This is a genomic window from Bacillus paramobilis, assembly GCF_038096195.1.
GTDB classification, from domain to species: Bacteria; Bacillota; Bacilli; order Bacillales; family Bacillaceae_G; genus Bacillus_A; species Bacillus_A mobilis.
The window spans coordinates 2153108-2168228 of record NZ_CP151108.1 but is presented as its reverse complement, the minus strand read 5'-3'; the positions used below and the strand labels follow the sequence as shown (position 1 = coordinate 2168228).

Genomic DNA, 15121 nt, shown 5'->3' with positions numbered 1-15121 from the left:
GTAGATACTGTTATATATTTCCAATTAATTATAGGCCCTTTTGTTTAGTGACAATAAAGTTTGTTTACTTCTTATTGAACTAAGATGGTTTATATACATGGTGGCGGAGTAAGTGATTGGATGTGGGAGAAACAAGTTGATTACTTCTTTCAAAATTTTCATTGTTTAGTTCTTGACCTAACCTACCTGAACATGGATATAGCAGAAAAGATGAACAAATTTTCAATTGATCATGCAGCAGAGAAAATAATTAAATTAATAGAAGAAAAAAGAGAAGGTAAGTCTGTTGTGGCAAAAGTTTCTCTTTAGGTTCCCAAGTAACCCTTTCAATGTTTAGTAAGAAACAAAATTTAATTGATTTTGCTATGATTAAAAGCGCTTTGGTTAAACCAATTCCTTTTGTAAATATATTAAATAAGATAATGGCATTACCACTAGTAGGAGGAGTGTCAGGAAAATGCGGATTTACAACGTTAAGCTAAATGGAGCATAAAAACCGATTCCTTTACAATATTTAGGAACCGATTTTTAATTTTTTGTGTTAAACTAGCGACCCGTTTGTTTAAGTGTAACTCTTAACAATCTCTTCTACATCTTAAGATAACTCTAACGCCCCCCAATAATGATCAGTTTTGTTATCTTTGTAAAACCATATCGATGTGAGGGATGTTATCTTCTAAATATGTTTCAGATATGGTTTGAAAACCAAAGGAACTATAGAATTTTCTCAAATAATCTTGGGCTTGAATTTTAACAGTTTTTTCTTTTAATTCATTTTGGATAAAATCTAGCCCCTTTTTTAAAAGTTCCTCTGCAATTCCTTGTCCCCTATATTCCTTCTTTACAAAGACTCTTCCAATGGAAATTTCTTGATAAGAAACACCTGCAGGTACAATCCTTAAATATGCAATGATTTCTCCATTGTTTTCTTTAAAAAGATGATATGAAAAAGGATCTTTACCATCAACTTCTGGGTAAGGGCAATTTTGTTCAACCACAAAAACTAAAGTTCTTTCTTTTAAAAGATTGTATAGTTCAATATTTGTTAACTCGTCAAATTCCTTTAAATTCCAACCCATAAAATTTCACCTCTTGTTTTTTTGTTGCAAATGCAAAAAAATTTATATAATCAATAATTTCTTTTGTTTCCTTTTTTAACAAATTCCCAATCAACTTCTACATTTCCCCTCACCCTTTGAAGAAGGTTAAATAGGGTCTCCATTTCCACTTCTGTAAATCCATTTAATGCAACCATATTAGAATAATCATTTTCTTTTTTTATAAAAGGATAAACATTCTTGCCCTTCTCTGTTGGGAAAAGTTTTTTTATTTTTTTGTTATGTTCATCATCTTTTTTATCGATGAATCCATTTATTTTTAGTTTTTTTATAGCGCGTGCAGCTGTTGTTCGATCTACTTTTATCATCTCCGCTAACTTTTCTTGAATGATTCCCGGTTTTTCACATATTCGTACAAGGTACAAATATTGCCCTTTTGTGAGGTCATATTCTTTAAATTCTATATTACTAATAGAATCTAATGCTCTTGCAATCTTACCAATTTCACGAAGAATCTCTTTCATAATTAACTCCTCAACTGTTTTTTATTGCAAATACAACAAAAAGCTTGTATATTAAACATAACTCATTATTGTTGTATTTGCAATAAAAATATAAAGAGGTGAGTAAAGTAAAATATGTTCTTTATGTATTAGGAATTTTAATATTAACCTTTGGTGTTTTTCTCACTATACAATCAGACCTTGGAACTTCACCTTTTGATGCACTTTTGGTGGGACTATCCAAAAGCGTGGGGCTAACAGTAGGCAGTTGGGAAATCATTCTAGCTTTCATATTGATCGGTTGTAATTCATTTTTAAAAAAACAAAGACCTGAAGTTTTGGGGATATTAACAGCTTTTATAACAGGTATCGGTATCGATATGTGGCTATTCTTATTGAAAAATGTGATATCACCTGAACTATGGTATAGTAAAATTGTTTGTTTTATAATCGGCCTAGTTGTTATAGGATTTGGCACCGCAATTTATTTACACACAAATTTTGCAGCGGTTCCAGTAGACAGATTGACATTAATCATACAAGAATTAACTAGAACAAATATATTTTTATCCAGAACATTTATTTATCTCATATTCTTGATTGTGGCATTTATTTTTAATGGTCCAATTGGCATTGGAACTTTATTAACTGTCTGTTTAGGAGGAATAATACTTAATTACTTTATACCAATCACTAAAAACATAGTAGAACACCTATTAATAGACACTTCCACCTCAAAAATTTATGATAAAGAACAAAACCATCCTACATAGGATGGTTTTGTTCTACTTATTTAATTAACCTGTTCCGTTAATGTAAGTACATTGTTTCACGTATACGATAAAGTAAACAATACTGATATATCAGACTCGAAATTATTTACAATAGGGAGAGCAAGTGAGTATTCAAAATTAGAAGCCATATTACATTTCAAATGTACTATGGCTCTTATTTTTCAGATCAAAAGTAAACAATTTTATTATTCATTCATACCTTTCCCATTTTACGTTCTTTTTTTCTCCTTGTTTACTAAGAGTTGAAATACATCTGGTCTTGAATAATGACCTACTACATCAAAATCAAATTGACTGTATGCTATATCTCGTAAATCAAGATCTGCTATGAGAATATCTTCTTTTCCAAAAACAGGTTCTTTAATATATTCCCCTAAAGGACCAACAATTGCACTCCCCCCAGGACACATCTCATCAGGAGAGGATAGTAAGTCTTCATAACAGGCTAAATCGACAGGATACATATCTTTATTAACATATTGATTACAAGATAAAACGAAGCATCGTCCTTCCGCTGCAATATAGATTTGAACGCCTTTTGCATAAAAACATGTTTTACGATAAAGAAAAAGAATCCATTTTGAAAAAAGATTAATCAAAATAGATTCTCGTGTTAGACATATAAAATTAGTTTTTATACAAGGGTTTAATCTAAGATTCCCAAAAAACTTCTTAAATCAATATTTCATTAAATTTAACGAAGGTTTTTAATTTAAACTTCATTTTAAAGCTATAACTATATTTGTGGCCACCCTTATAGTACTATTCTATTGTAATGCTCCAATCTCCATCTGCTTTTACTCCAAAACTATACATCCCTGAATCTTTGAAAACGTGAGAAGAAGAACCTTCATAAGAACCAATTTTATTGACTAATAAATTCTGATCATTCACTTTAATAATAAAGTTTCTTGAACCTGTATGTTTTAACTTAACAATATGATTTCCACTTGGGATATTAATGAATACTACATCATCACCATGCCCGTTAATTGTCCCTGGAACCGATTCTGATACAAGTGGTGTTTCTTGCGTTATTGCTACATTCCAATCGCCACTCGATTTCACTTCTAAATAATATTCCCCACTAGCCGGAATCGTAGCTGATACCTTCCCTTTATAACTACCTATTGTATTTACTAACAATCCAACATCTTTGCCACTAGAATCTTTTAAATGTATTATAAAGTTTCTTGAACCTGCATTATTAAAATCAAAAAAAGCCAAACCTGACTTTAGATTAACTTTATTTGTGACAGAATCACCAGATCCTTCTAATTTCTGTTTACTATTTTCGTATGATTCTTTTAGCTTTCTATCAGCTTCTTCTTTTGCAACTCTTTTTTCTTCATTCATTCTATTTTCTTCATCTTTAATGAAATTTCCTAAAGAAGCTTCGTCAGTTAACGTTTCAACTTTAATAACCTCTTTTGCATTTAATACCACTACTACAATTTGCCCATCTTTAGTATCAAATGTGTATAATCCAGCTGGATCGTAATTGTTATAGTTTCGAACTTTTAACTTGCTGTCTTCTTTTTTTTCTTCAAATTCCTTTATACTCATACCGATAGTAAACAATGATTTAATTTCTTCCGTGCTATACTGTTTGTGAGTAGGTTCTCTAGATTCTTCTTTCGCATCTACTTTCCCCACATCTACAGCAGGTTTCTTTTGACTTGTAACATTTCCATCGCTACTTTCAACACTTGTACTATATGGAATTACATTGTCTAGTATGGTATATGTGGTAAATGCAATAAGAACCACAATGAAAGTTTTTAATTTTCCGGATTGTTTTTTTACAAATTGTAAAATTAGTTTTACTGTAGTGCATGCTCCAATAATAAACGTTATTGCGGCAAATCCACCTCTTACTCCAACAGAAAATCCAGATATGATTAAAGCAAGACCGAATGATATACCAGCGATTTTCAGCCATATGATAGCTGGTTTTTTTCTTATTTTTTGTATTAGTGAGTATACTAATAAACTGATTGAAGCAAACATTAAAATTGTTATCAAAATGTCCATACTATTAAGTTCTCTCCCTACAATAATTAACTTAGTAAATATTAATACTCCAGTTATTATAATAACCTTATATGATGTAATAAGGAAGTGGTGATATTTTTTTATGAAATACAAATAGGAATTCTATTTAGATAACTATATTTTTAACAATAAAAGAAATAACTGTACAAGAACATGAAAATTGATATTTTTTAGACAAGAAAGTAGATCCTTCATGAATGTCTTTTTACATACAAAGACAAGAAACTCTAAACTTTCATTTTGGGAACTTAATTGGGACAAGAAACTCTAAACTAAAATTCTATAGATTTACAGAACTAAATACATAGTACATAAAAAATAGACAAGATAGATAGGCTAGCCTGCCAGTAATTGATTCTCTTATAAATTTCATAAGTATGACTTTGCTATAAATAAATCGTTGTAGTTACATATATTGAATACGATTTTCAATACAAAATCTATTAATTAAAGAGAACCTCATTTTCGTACAGCTACGTACAACGATTCTTTCTAAAATAAAAATGCATCACTATTTAATAGTGATGTATTTTTATTTTAGATATTAGAATAGGAATACGAGCGAATTAATAAGGAAAAGGTTACTGCATAATATTTCTATAATAGAATATCAATTAAAGATGCATGCTTTATTCCATAATAGAGCATTTAAATCCTAACTTCTCAATTGTATCTACACTTTCTTATCTGCCAATGAAACATTAGATACAATTATCAATCCATTTCCCTTTTAGGCTCTACCAACATGATGTGGGATTCCTTTTCAGTGAAAGGTTTAATCTCAACGCCTCTCGGGACAATAAACATCTCGCCCTTAGAAATTTTCACCTGTCCATCACGAAAATCGATGAACATCTCCCCTTCAAGCACAATAAATAGCTTATCCGTATTAGGATGCTCATGCCATATAAAATCTCCATTAGCTTTAAAAAGCTGAATTTGATCATCATTCATTTCACCAATCACTCGTGGATACCAATAATCGTTAATTTTAGATAATTCTTCATTTAGTTTAATAGGTTGGTAATGGATAATAATCCCTCCTCATTTTTAACTTCCACTATATTACAGTAATCTAAGTAAAAAGTCGTCATTACACTTAAAAAGAAAATGCTCCGGCCAGAATTTTTCATTCAGATAGTACAAAGGAGTGATTTCAATGAAAGTTCTTTCAATCCAATGTTTCCTTTAACTCTCCATAAGTATAGAACAGTGATTTTCAAATAAGAATGGACCTCTGTTGACATTAGTATGGATTATTGATGAACTTCTCACGATATTTAGTAGGCGAAATGCCCACTCGTTTCTTGAAAACTCTACTAAAATAAAAAGGGTCTGCAATTCCAACAGCCTGCGCAATTTGTTGTACAGGCACACTACTTGTACATAACATTTTTTGAGCCATCTTTATACGATAGTTCAATAAATATTCTGCTGGCCCCATACCTGCATGCTTTCTAAACACGTAAGAAAGACGATTTCTATTAACATTATTTTGTTCTGTAAGTGTATGTATCGCAATATCCTTATAGTAGTATTTTCGGACATAACTAGATATTCGTTCGAATAAAGTATGCGACTCATAGTTGTTTTCTCTATTGACAACACTTAATAAAGCTTCATTCAACGCTTCGCGAAACAGCATTTCGGTCTGAAACATCGAAATGCCTCCACGCTGATTATACACATCCCAAAGACGCATAAGTAATTCGACAAGACGAGGAGATTGTCCTGTTAATAATTCAAAATGCTGATGAGTAAAGCCAGAGTCTTCTCGTTCTGAATTGCTTATCCGATATAAAACAAGAATATATTCCCAGTTTATTTCACCAAGCATTTTATGGGCTAATGTCATTTTTGCACCCCCATGTATAACTTTTCCTGGGGAAAGGATATACGGCGTACCATTAAATTGAAATTGCGTCTTTCCTGTAAGTGGAAATACAAATCCTGGAAAAGAATCTGTAGACTCAGCACAAGGCACACCTGGATTTTTAGCATAACGATATACTCCTTCTACTCGGAAAGGATTATTAGAAAGATACTCTGCTAACTCATTCACGTCCAACTTCATAATGCACGCCTCATTTCAATAATAGTTTTCTTGTAATTCGCGAGATTAATTGGTGTACATTCTGGGTAACGCTAAACTAAAAATAGTACATACGACTTAACAAGATCTGGCTACTAACCTATAAATATATTGTTTTTCATTTATTTACAAAAGTATCCTCCCTATATTATTGATAATGATTTTCATTGTAGTTTGATAAAAAAACATTTGTCAAGTTGGATGGCCTAGAAAAATGACGAAACAAGGGTACAAAAGAAGGAAATGTTAAAGATTTTGGCGAGTTATTCACTCCTGAAGCGAAGAAAATCGTTGCTTTTGTGGGCGGAAATGCAGACCTAATGAAATCGGTTAGCAAGGATCTTAAAAGCTATAAAATTCGAAAAGTCGAAGAGAAAAATGAAATTGCTACAGTAACTGTTGATGCTGCATATAAAGGTAATCCTAAAAAAGTAATCGTAATTGAACTTGAGAAAACGGATGATGGTTGGAAAATTAGTAAATCATAAAAAAACGGTCTAGAATTCTAGACCGTTTTTTTAGTTCCCTCAATCTTCTTCTTCAAAATCACGTAGATATCTAATTCTTGCACAATGTTAAACATCATTGGCTTTGCTTCATTTATTCCAAAACATTCTATGTAGACAACGATTTCGAATATGGAAACAACCTACTATCAAATTAAATGATAGTAGGCTGGCTGTTAAAATTATTTAAGAACTAGGTTATGTTCTAAATGATACGCTTTCATTATCAAAAAGATTATTACTAGTCCCCTCCACAAACAAAAACACTCCATCACTTCGGCTCTAAAGTTAACACCTTCCCCTCTATCCCATCCGTATTCAATGTAGTCGTATGATACGTTCCATTTACCCAATCATCGATTTGATCATGATACCAATCGCTTCTAAAATGTCCCGATTGTCCTGGCCCTACGATATGATAACCGTTTGACATATCTTTCGTATCAATAACGAATCGCCAAGAAGCTCCATGATTAACAATACCGTTTTCTCCGTAACTCGCTGCTTGAACGGTAACTTGGCTTCCGCCAATTGGAACTGGTTTTTCGCGATTAAATGCAAGTAGTGCTAATATACTAGATGATTTTGAAATTGGATGTGTGAACGCTAGTTGATGGTAATCGCCCCACTTCCACTCCCCAACATCTGGTCCATATTCCTTCTGTAATTTCTTCATTACATTTTCATACGATGTATGCACAACTTTCGTGAATCCTCCGTACTTCGTAAACCAAGCGCTCTTTTCTCCCGCTACTTCTTTTCGAATCAATTCATCAACAACTTGTGACTTCCCTTCAAATAACTCCATCACATCTTTCGGTATTTCTTTTGAAAATAACGTATTCGAAATCTCTTTCATTAATAAATGGAATAGTAATGGTGCCGCTTCATCTTTACTATCATAAAAATTCCATTTTGCTAATTGTTTTACGCCTTCTTTCTCTACTTCATTTAAAGATGCTTTATTTAACTCTTTTAACAATATAGGAGCAAATTCTTTCCCGTATAAATTTTTTTGATCCATCTGTAACTCTTCTAAATCTTTCACCGTATACTTTTCCTTCTCTTGTAAAAACTCTTGAATACGCATTTGTCTATATGGCTGCGCCCACGTATTACTAATATGATATGGATAATGATCATCCACAATTTTATTATTCGCCGTTGAAATAAACCCTTGTTTTGGATTTATTACTTTTGGGAGTTGATCATATGGGATATACCCTTCCCACTCATATTCATCTGTCCATCCTGGTACTGGTAAACTCCCATCTCCTTTTTTACGCACTGGTATATTTCCGTTCGCTTTATAAGCAATTGTGCCATCATTTGATGCAAATACAAAGTTTTGAGTTGGTGTATGAAAATCTTGAAGTGCCGTTTCAAACTCATTCCAATCTTTCGCTTTATTCATATTTAATACAGCCTTTAATTCAGCGGAAGGTTCCAAAGCAGTCCATTTCAAAGCAAATACGGTTTTCGTTTTCTCTTTCCCTTTATCCGCAAACTCTGAAATGACTGGACCATGCCTCGTAACCGTCACGTTATACGGAATTGTTTTCCCGCCTTTTACTTTGATGGATTCATCAACAACTGTGGCTTTCTCCCACTTATCGTTATACAAAAATTCATTTTCATTATTAGGATTTCTCTTCTCAATATATAAGTCTTGCACATCAGGGCCAGTATTCGTAACACCCCATGCTATTTTGTCATTGTGACCTAATATAACACCTGGTACTCCTGCGAAAATAACGCCACTCACATTCAAATCTTTCATTTCAAGTTTTGATTGATACCAAATTGAAGGCGTCGCAAGAGATAAATGAGGATCATCCGCTAAGATTGGCTTACCAGACGCACTCTTCTCACCGCTTATGACCCAGTTATTACTACCATTAAACTCTGGCGGAATGATTGTTTTTGCAAAACTTTGCGCTACGTCCACATTTGTATTTTTCAGTTCAGCCAGCAATCTAGGCGCATCTTTCGGATATGTAGGAAATAGCTCATTTGCTTGCTCTTTCGGTAAATTTTTCAGCGCCCAATATCGAAATGCCTGTCCGTGCCAATGTCCACCTAAATCAAACGCCATATACTTTCCAATCGTTAACGTATCAATAATGGACCATTCAGCAGGTTCATAGCCTAATATAGTAAACTCAACTGGCAATTTCTTTTCCTCTTTTGCCTCGCGTATAAAAGCGTTCACCCCATCAGCAAATGACTGCAGGGCATATTTCGCTTCTCCGTCATATTGACTAACAGACGCTTCGGCTGCTCTCCGTAAACCGAGCGTTCGAAACAACTTATCTCGATCAACAGCTGCTTCCCCTACAACTTCACTCAACATCCCAGAAGCTTGCCTTCTACTTAAATCCATTTGAAACAAACGATCTTGCGCTTGTACATACCCTTGCGAAAAATATAAATCATGTGCATTTTCCGCTTTAATATGCGGTACCCCTTTACTATCCCGCTTTACCTGAACAGCACGTTGCAGGTCCTCTAGCTTTATCGTCCCATCAATCTTTGGCACAGATCTCAGCGTATATATGTTTAAAAAAATTACTGTACAAATAACTAACAAAAGAACGATACTACTAGACCATATAAAAATTCTCTTACCTCTAGTTCGTTTCTTCTTTATGACGACTTCCATATAACCCCTCCTTTCTCAAACAATTCGCTTTTATTTGAAAAGAACCTTTTTGAACAGGAAAGATCCTTCTTTTCTCTTGTTATGGATCATGTGAACAGACTTCTCCTTCCTTTCTTCCACGGAAATCCCCCCGTCCTTTCTTAAACCACTTTCTCAAAATCCCCTTCACATAAGCAAACGTTCGCTTATTCTGTTCAAACGCAATTTTAAGTGCCTCTAGTACTGTCTCTCCTGAAAATTTTTGTATCCACTCTTTCAATTCCTTCACGATATATGGGGATAGACTACTTATATGTTGTTCGTAAAACTTATACACTTCACTATGCGAAGTATCCTCTTCTATCTCTTCCTTCTCCTCAACAATTTCTTGTAAACTACTATTACCCTCTTCCTTCGGCATTCCAAAGTGCTGCAATAACAATGGAATCTTCCATTCTTCTTCCAGACATTTACGTAATAACATATGTATAAACTCTTTATTTTTCACAGTCTTTAACTCACGCAATACACACTTCTCTACGTTCGTATTTAAAATAGGGTTATAGTGTAGCCAATTTAGTATGTATAACTCTTTCGTTTCTGCATCGTATAAAATCTTTCCGTATTCAATAAACCTGTTCAACAATTTCTCAACAGTTTCCATACTGTAGCCTGTTTCCAGTTCTGCCACACGCTTCGGTAATACGTAAATTCCACATTGCTTCGTTTTTGTACCAGTTAACAAATATATGTAAAAATAACGCTCCTCTGGCGTTAAATCTAATATGAATTCATCTTGCCAAAAGTTCACCTGCACATTACGGTATACCGCCATCTATTTCCCTCCTCCTTTTATTCATAAAAAGACAAATTTCAATCCTTCCATATACATATAGGAATGAGGGCTTTGTTTTTGCGTTTGAATTTCAAATTTTTTTAACTACTACAACGACGGTTTTATTTTTTCGCGCTTTTTGTTCTTGTAGTTGTTTTTGTTTTGTTTTTTCTTAGTGATTTATTACTTGGTAGGTGCTTATGAGGGGCTTGGAAGGGGCTTCATAGGGGCTAAAATAAAAAGGAGCTGTTCCAAATTCTCATTTTGGAAAGCTCCTTTACCATTCTTTCTATTTTTGACTTGCATCTAACATCTTCACTAAAAAGGCAGCTGCCTCACCACGAGTTGTTGTACCTTTAGGATTAAACTCATTATTTCCAACACCAGTAACTACCTGTAAGCTGTATAATCGTTGAACAGGCTGTTTATATGTGATCAAATGTTTATCCCGAAATGGTAATGCAACTAATTCACCTGTAACACCTTTATACTGTAATGCGTTGTCAATCATGATAGATGCTTCTTCACGAGTGATTGGCGCATTCGGGTCAAAAATCCCCCCGCCACGGCCGCTAATAATTCCTGCACTTGCACTACGTTTAATACCGTCATGAAGTGATGGGTGCGCTTTGTTAATATCTACAAATAACTTATTTCCTTCTGGTAGTTTAAGAGCATTTGAGATTAATGTCGCAAACTCAGCTCTCGTTACATTACGATAAGGCGCAAATACACCATTTCCTTCTCCGTGCATAATACCTAGACTGTGTAGTTTACGAATATGTCCCTCAAACCATCCACCTGTAATATCATCTTTTGGCTTTTGTACTTCTTCTTTTGGTACATTGTAATTAATTTTAATCCAACTCGGATTGTAGAAAATCCATTCTCCATTTCCTACTTTGTACCAACCGTTTTTAACTGCTAGCACTTTATAACGGTCTCCGTTTGAAGCTTTACGAACGGTAGGATGTTCAATTCCTGCGCCGCTACGTATGTTTATACCATCACCATTCACGACTAGCTCCATGCTAGGTTCAGCTGGATTAAATTCATTTGAATCAAATAGCTCGTTTCTTTCTTGTAAAGGCGAGTCAATTTGTGCGTTCACATTTGCATACCATTGAATACCTTGTACGAAGCCAGTCCAATTCCCACGAGAAATTAAAATATCAGGACAGTTTTTTCCGCTCCATTGTTGATGCCTGTAAATGTGATCCGCGCTAATTCCTTCTTTATTCATTAAGTAACCTGCAAGTCGCTTCGCATTCTCTAACGCTTTATTGTAATCTCCATCTTGGTTAACAGAAATTTCAATCCCAATAGATTCTCTGTTTCCTGAGCCATCACCATCTCCTGCATGCCAACCGTTTTCATTTGTTGGTAAGTGCTGATAAATTTGTTTATCGTCTACAGTAAAATGCCATGAAGCAGTTCGGAACGTACCTTCCGTTGCTTGTTTATACAAGTATTTCGCATGATTTTCAGCATTCGCACCACGAGCTGTGTTTGCAGTCTCGTGAATTGTAATGTAACGTGCTTTCATCGGATTGGCAGGGCGAATATCAGGGTTTCCTGCTGGAACAATCCACTCTACAAACGGAGTACCTGCAAGAGTTCCATATTTCTTTGTAGTCATCGATGCACTATACTGAATCGCTCTTGGTTTTTCGACTGGCTTCATTTCGCGAGTAGAACCATCATTTCGACCGTCTACATGTTCAAATGCCTTTTCAATATTTGAAATAGCTTCTTCTTCCGCTACTTGACCTTTTTTCGCTTCTTTCATTTTATGTAACTCTTCAGTTTCATCATGTTTATGCTTATATTCTTCTAGGAGAATTTTCTCGTTTTCTGATACTTCCGCTTCATTAATTTGCATGTAATCTGGAGTTTCTAGATTGAAATCAGAATAACTTAATCCGTTCGTTCCACGTTCTCCTTGTGCGATACGAAGTTGATCAGCTTGAGGGTGTTTACTCTCTTCTGCTGATATCACTAAAGGTGCGCTCCCTAACATTACTAAACTTGTTGATAGTGTGATTACTCGTTTTTTAATATTCATTGCTGTATGAAATACCTACACAGTTCGTGTAAGCATCTTAACCCCCCTTTATTTTCCAATTAGTGAAAGACTATAAATCTACTATGTTTATTTCACCCTTTTATAAATACTTTCCCCAGCAGGTGAATGATAGTTTCTATAAAATTCCTTAACAGACATTATTTTAAAACCAATTGCAATTGCCGTCAAAAGCACTTATCCACCTTACACTCCACTACTTCTCAAAAAATAGATTAGGATACCTTTTACTGATTTTCTTCAACAAGAAGGATCTTTATGATTTTTCATAACTATTATGTATCTATTAATCAATCCTATTGCTGTATACTTTCCCCATTTTTAAATATCAATATTTTCACATTGAAAGGAGTTATTATATGGAAAAGATTACTCTTATTTTACTCACTAACATTGAAATACATTTCTACAAAAGTCATTTTAGTAAAGATACTATTATAGATACCGAATTATCTATAACGGAACGTTCTGGGCGTGATTTCATTAACACCGTTAATCCAATTAAGGACGTGACTAATGTTTGCGCTAATGCTTTAGCGTTCAAATCATTTTGTAGTTCTCCTGATCGAATTCCTTTCGTAATTAATTCTTGAAAAATAACTGTAAGATACATTTGATGTTCTCTAGTCAGTACTTCAAATTTTTCATTATGAGGAGCAAGTTCAACCATTGTGTTAATGCAAAAACAGCCTTTACTGAAATCTTTTTTATATTCCTCTTCCACCATATCTTCAAAAAACGCCCGAATAGCTTCTTTTACAGATTGTTCGTTTTGAAGTTTTATTCGTATATTAGCCGCATGTAAATTTGTGTATCGCCTTAATGCCGCTTCAAATAATCCCTCTTTATCACCAAAGGCTGAATATAAACTCGGCTTTTGTATTTCCATTTTTGCAGTTAATTCACTTAATGAAGTAGCTGCGTATCCCTTCTCCCAAAAAAGTTGCATAGCAGCATCTAAAGCCTTTTCTTCATCAAATTCACGTAGTCGCGCCATTTAAAACCATCTCCTTTCTACATCTAGTTATTAAGACTATACATCATCATTTATGTACCAATCGGTATATTATATATCGTATTAGATTATAAACGACATGTCAAAAAAATCATAATTAACTCAAAACAAACTTGACATATATATTTCTTCGAGATTATATTTTACTTATAAATAACATACCGTTCGGTACGTTATTTTCAATAATACAAAAAGGAGCTGATTTTATGAATAGTAAAGAAAAAATGATGACCATTCGAAAACATACTCAGATACATTCACCTGTTCATGCAGCAATGTCTCGTTATATGACTCTATTATTTGCAATAGCTTGTGGGATGGCTGTAGCAAATATATACTTCGCCCATCCACTACTTGATTCTTTATCAAATGAATTTAAGATTAGTCATTCAACTATCGGTATTGTGATTACTATTACTCAAATTTGTTATGCAATCGGATTACTTTTATTAGTTCCACTCGGTGACTTATTAAACCAAAAGAAACTTATTATTGCTCAAATGCTTTTATCCGTTATTGCTTTAATTATAATTGGAGTCGCTCCCTCAACCATCGTACTTTTTATAGGTATGGCCTTAGTAGGAATTCTTGCAACTGTTACGCAAACACTCGTCGCATATGCATCAATTTTAGCTAAACCATCAGAACGTGGACGCATAGTAGGTTTCGTTACAAGTGGCGTTGTGATAGGCATTCTCCTTGCTCGTACATTTGCAGGCACATTAACAGATTTAGCTGGATGGCGATCTGTTTATCTCACCTCTGCTATTCTTTTACTCTTCGTAACTGTTTTGTTGCACCGAAATTTACCTACTCTTGAACATAAAAAAGTGACAACTATGCCTTACCGAAAATTAATATACTCTGTTCTCTTATTATTTGTGGAAGAACGACTCTTACGCATTCGCGGAATATTAGCATTGCTTATTTTCACTTCATTCAGTATTTTATGGACTTCTTTAGTATTGCCTCTAAGTGCTACACCACATAACCTTTCGCATACAGCTATTGGTGCGTTCGGTCTTGCTGGAGTGGCGGGTGCATTAGCTGCTACTAAAGCTGGACAATTAGCTGATAAAGGATTAGGACAAAGAACAACTGGCATAGCCTTATCATTATTAATACTCTCATGGCTCCTAATTAAATCTATTAACCACTCTCTATTATTACTAGTTTTCGGCATTATCCTTCTAGATTTAGCCGTGCAAGCTGTACATGTCACCAATCAAAGTATGCTGTTCACAGTGCGTCCCGAAGCAAGAAGTCGACTCACTGCCAGTTACATGATTTTTTATTCTATCGGTAGTGCAATAGGTGCAATTCTTTCAACAAATACGTATGCAAAATATGGTTGGGATGGAGTATGTATATTAGGTGTATCTGTTAGTGCTTGTGCTCTTATATTTTGGATAATAACTTCACGGCGATCATCACAGCTGAAAGAGGAATAATTTATTTATATTTAATACGTGTTTTTCTACAAGACTATAAAATCGCATTTACTTTTCAACACAAATCAACGGCATTTTCATATGAAAA

11 protein-coding genes and 3 pseudogenes are annotated in these 15121 nt (G+C 34.1%); 4 read left to right on the top strand and 10 right to left on the bottom strand.

Going from position 1 to position 15121, the window contains the following annotated elements; translation table 11 throughout:
• Positions 1-84: 84 nt before the first annotated feature.
• A pseudogene (locus AABL52_RS27135) lies at positions 85-437 on the top strand (alpha/beta fold hydrolase); the annotation flags it as partial.
• A gap of 198 nt (positions 438-635) precedes the next feature.
• On the opposite strand, the gene AABL52_RS11225 reads toward AABL52_RS27135, so the two are convergent.
• Complete coding sequence (locus tag AABL52_RS11225) at positions 636-1079, bottom strand: GNAT family N-acetyltransferase (RefSeq protein ID WP_341519395.1); 444 nt, start codon at positions 1077-1079, stop codon at positions 636-638.
• 50 nt (positions 1080-1129) lie between these two features.
• The gene (locus tag AABL52_RS11220) at positions 1130-1582 is read right to left on the bottom strand and encodes a MarR family winged helix-turn-helix transcriptional regulator (RefSeq protein ID WP_341519394.1); all 453 of its coding nucleotides are present in this window, start codon (positions 1580-1582) and stop codon (positions 1130-1132) included.
• Positions 1583-1680: 98 nt separating this feature from the next.
• On the opposite strand from AABL52_RS11220, the gene AABL52_RS11215 reads away from it, so the two are divergent.
• Positions 1681-2334 carry a YczE/YyaS/YitT family protein gene (locus AABL52_RS11215; protein WP_341519393.1) on the top strand — a complete coding sequence of 218 codons (654 nt, stop codon included), beginning with the start codon at positions 1681-1683 and terminating at the stop codon, positions 2332-2334.
• A gap of 210 nt (positions 2335-2544) precedes the next feature.
• Here AABL52_RS11215 and AABL52_RS11210 read toward each other — a convergent pair.
• From AABL52_RS11210 to AABL52_RS11195, 4 genes and pseudogenes are all read right to left on the bottom strand, one after another.
• A pseudogene (locus AABL52_RS11210) lies at positions 2545-2912 on the bottom strand (nitrilase-related carbon-nitrogen hydrolase); the annotation flags it as partial.
• Positions 2913-3117: 205 nt separating this feature from the next.
• Positions 3118-4389, bottom strand: a complete 1272-nt coding sequence (locus tag AABL52_RS11205; RefSeq protein WP_341519392.1) for a tripartite tricarboxylate transporter TctB family protein — start codon at positions 4387-4389, stop codon at positions 3118-3120.
• 735 nt (positions 4390-5124) lie between these two features.
• On the bottom strand, positions 5125-5364 hold the full coding sequence (locus tag AABL52_RS11200; protein WP_078205579.1) for a cupin domain-containing protein: 240 nt from the start codon (positions 5362-5364) through the stop codon (positions 5125-5127).
• A 292-nt stretch (positions 5365-5656) separates the two neighbouring features.
• On the bottom strand, positions 5657-6484 hold the full coding sequence (locus tag AABL52_RS11195) for a helix-turn-helix transcriptional regulator (RefSeq protein ID WP_341519391.1): 828 nt from the start codon (positions 6482-6484) through the stop codon (positions 5657-5659).
• A 251-nt stretch (positions 6485-6735) separates the two neighbouring features.
• Between AABL52_RS11195 and AABL52_RS11190 the strand changes: the two are divergent.
• Positions 6736-6990: pseudogene (locus AABL52_RS11190) on the top strand (DUF4878 domain-containing protein); the annotation flags it as partial.
• Positions 6991-7279: 289 nt separating this feature from the next.
• Here AABL52_RS11190 and AABL52_RS11185 read toward each other — a convergent pair.
• The 4 genes from AABL52_RS11185 to AABL52_RS11170 all read right to left on the bottom strand — a co-directional run bounded on the left by AABL52_RS11185 (position 7280) and on the right by AABL52_RS11170 (position 13564).
• Positions 7280-9670 (bottom strand): penicillin acylase family protein, encoded by a 2391-nt coding sequence (locus tag AABL52_RS11185; RefSeq protein ID WP_341519390.1) that lies wholly within the window; start codon positions 9668-9670, stop codon positions 7280-7282.
• A gap of 79 nt (positions 9671-9749) precedes the next feature.
• Complete coding sequence (locus AABL52_RS11180; protein WP_341519389.1) at positions 9750-10484, bottom strand: DnaD domain-containing protein; 735 nt, start codon at positions 10482-10484, stop codon at positions 9750-9752.
• Positions 10485-10773: 289 nt separating this feature from the next.
• On the bottom strand, positions 10774-12549 hold the full coding sequence (locus tag AABL52_RS11175; RefSeq protein WP_073515638.1) for an S-layer homology domain-containing protein: 1776 nt from the start codon (positions 12547-12549) through the stop codon (positions 10774-10776).
• Positions 12550-12982: 433 nt separating this feature from the next.
• On the bottom strand, positions 12983-13564 hold the full coding sequence (locus AABL52_RS11170) for a TetR/AcrR family transcriptional regulator (RefSeq protein ID WP_341519388.1): 582 nt from the start codon (positions 13562-13564) through the stop codon (positions 12983-12985).
• A gap of 224 nt (positions 13565-13788) precedes the next feature.
• On the opposite strand from AABL52_RS11170, the gene AABL52_RS11165 reads away from it, so the two are divergent.
• Complete coding sequence (locus AABL52_RS11165; protein WP_120450523.1) at positions 13789-15033, top strand: MFS transporter; 1245 nt, start codon at positions 13789-13791, stop codon at positions 15031-15033.
• Positions 15034-15121 lie beyond the last annotated feature (88 nt).

What these genes read in the sequence shown, in the direction of transcription:
- AABL52_RS11225 (WP_341519395.1), bottom strand. Translation starts at nt 1,079, where the DNA reads ATGGGTTGGAATTTAAAGGAATTTGACGAGTTAACAAATATTGAACTA.
- AABL52_RS11220 (WP_341519394.1), bottom strand. Translation starts at nt 1,582, where the DNA reads ATGAAAGAGATTCTTCGTGAAATTGGTAAGATTGCAAGAGCATTAGAT.
- AABL52_RS11205 (WP_341519392.1), bottom strand. Translation starts at nt 4,389, where the DNA reads ATGGACATTTTGATAACAATTTTAATGTTTGCTTCAATCAGTTTATTA.
- AABL52_RS11200 (WP_078205579.1), bottom strand. Translation starts at nt 5,364, where the DNA reads ATGAATGATGATCAAATTCAGCTTTTTAAAGCTAATGGAGATTTTATA.
- AABL52_RS11195 (WP_341519391.1), bottom strand. Translation starts at nt 6,484, where the DNA reads ATGAAGTTGGACGTGAATGAGTTAGCAGAGTATCTTTCTAATAATCCT.
- AABL52_RS11185 (WP_341519390.1), bottom strand. Translation starts at nt 9,670, where the DNA reads ATGGAAGTCGTCATAAAGAAGAAACGAACTAGAGGTAAGAGAATTTTT.
- AABL52_RS11180 (WP_341519389.1), bottom strand. Translation starts at nt 10,484, where the DNA reads ATGGCGGTATACCGTAATGTGCAGGTGAACTTTTGGCAAGATGAATTC.
- AABL52_RS11175 (WP_073515638.1), bottom strand. Translation starts at nt 12,549, where the DNA reads ATGAATATTAAAAAACGAGTAATCACACTATCAACAAGTTTAGTAATG.
- AABL52_RS11170 (WP_341519388.1), bottom strand. Translation starts at nt 13,564, where the DNA reads ATGGCGCGACTACGTGAATTTGATGAAGAAAAGGCTTTAGATGCTGCT.
- AABL52_RS11165 (WP_120450523.1), top strand. Translation starts at nt 13,789, where the DNA reads ATGAATAGTAAAGAAAAAATGATGACCATTCGAAAACATACTCAGATA.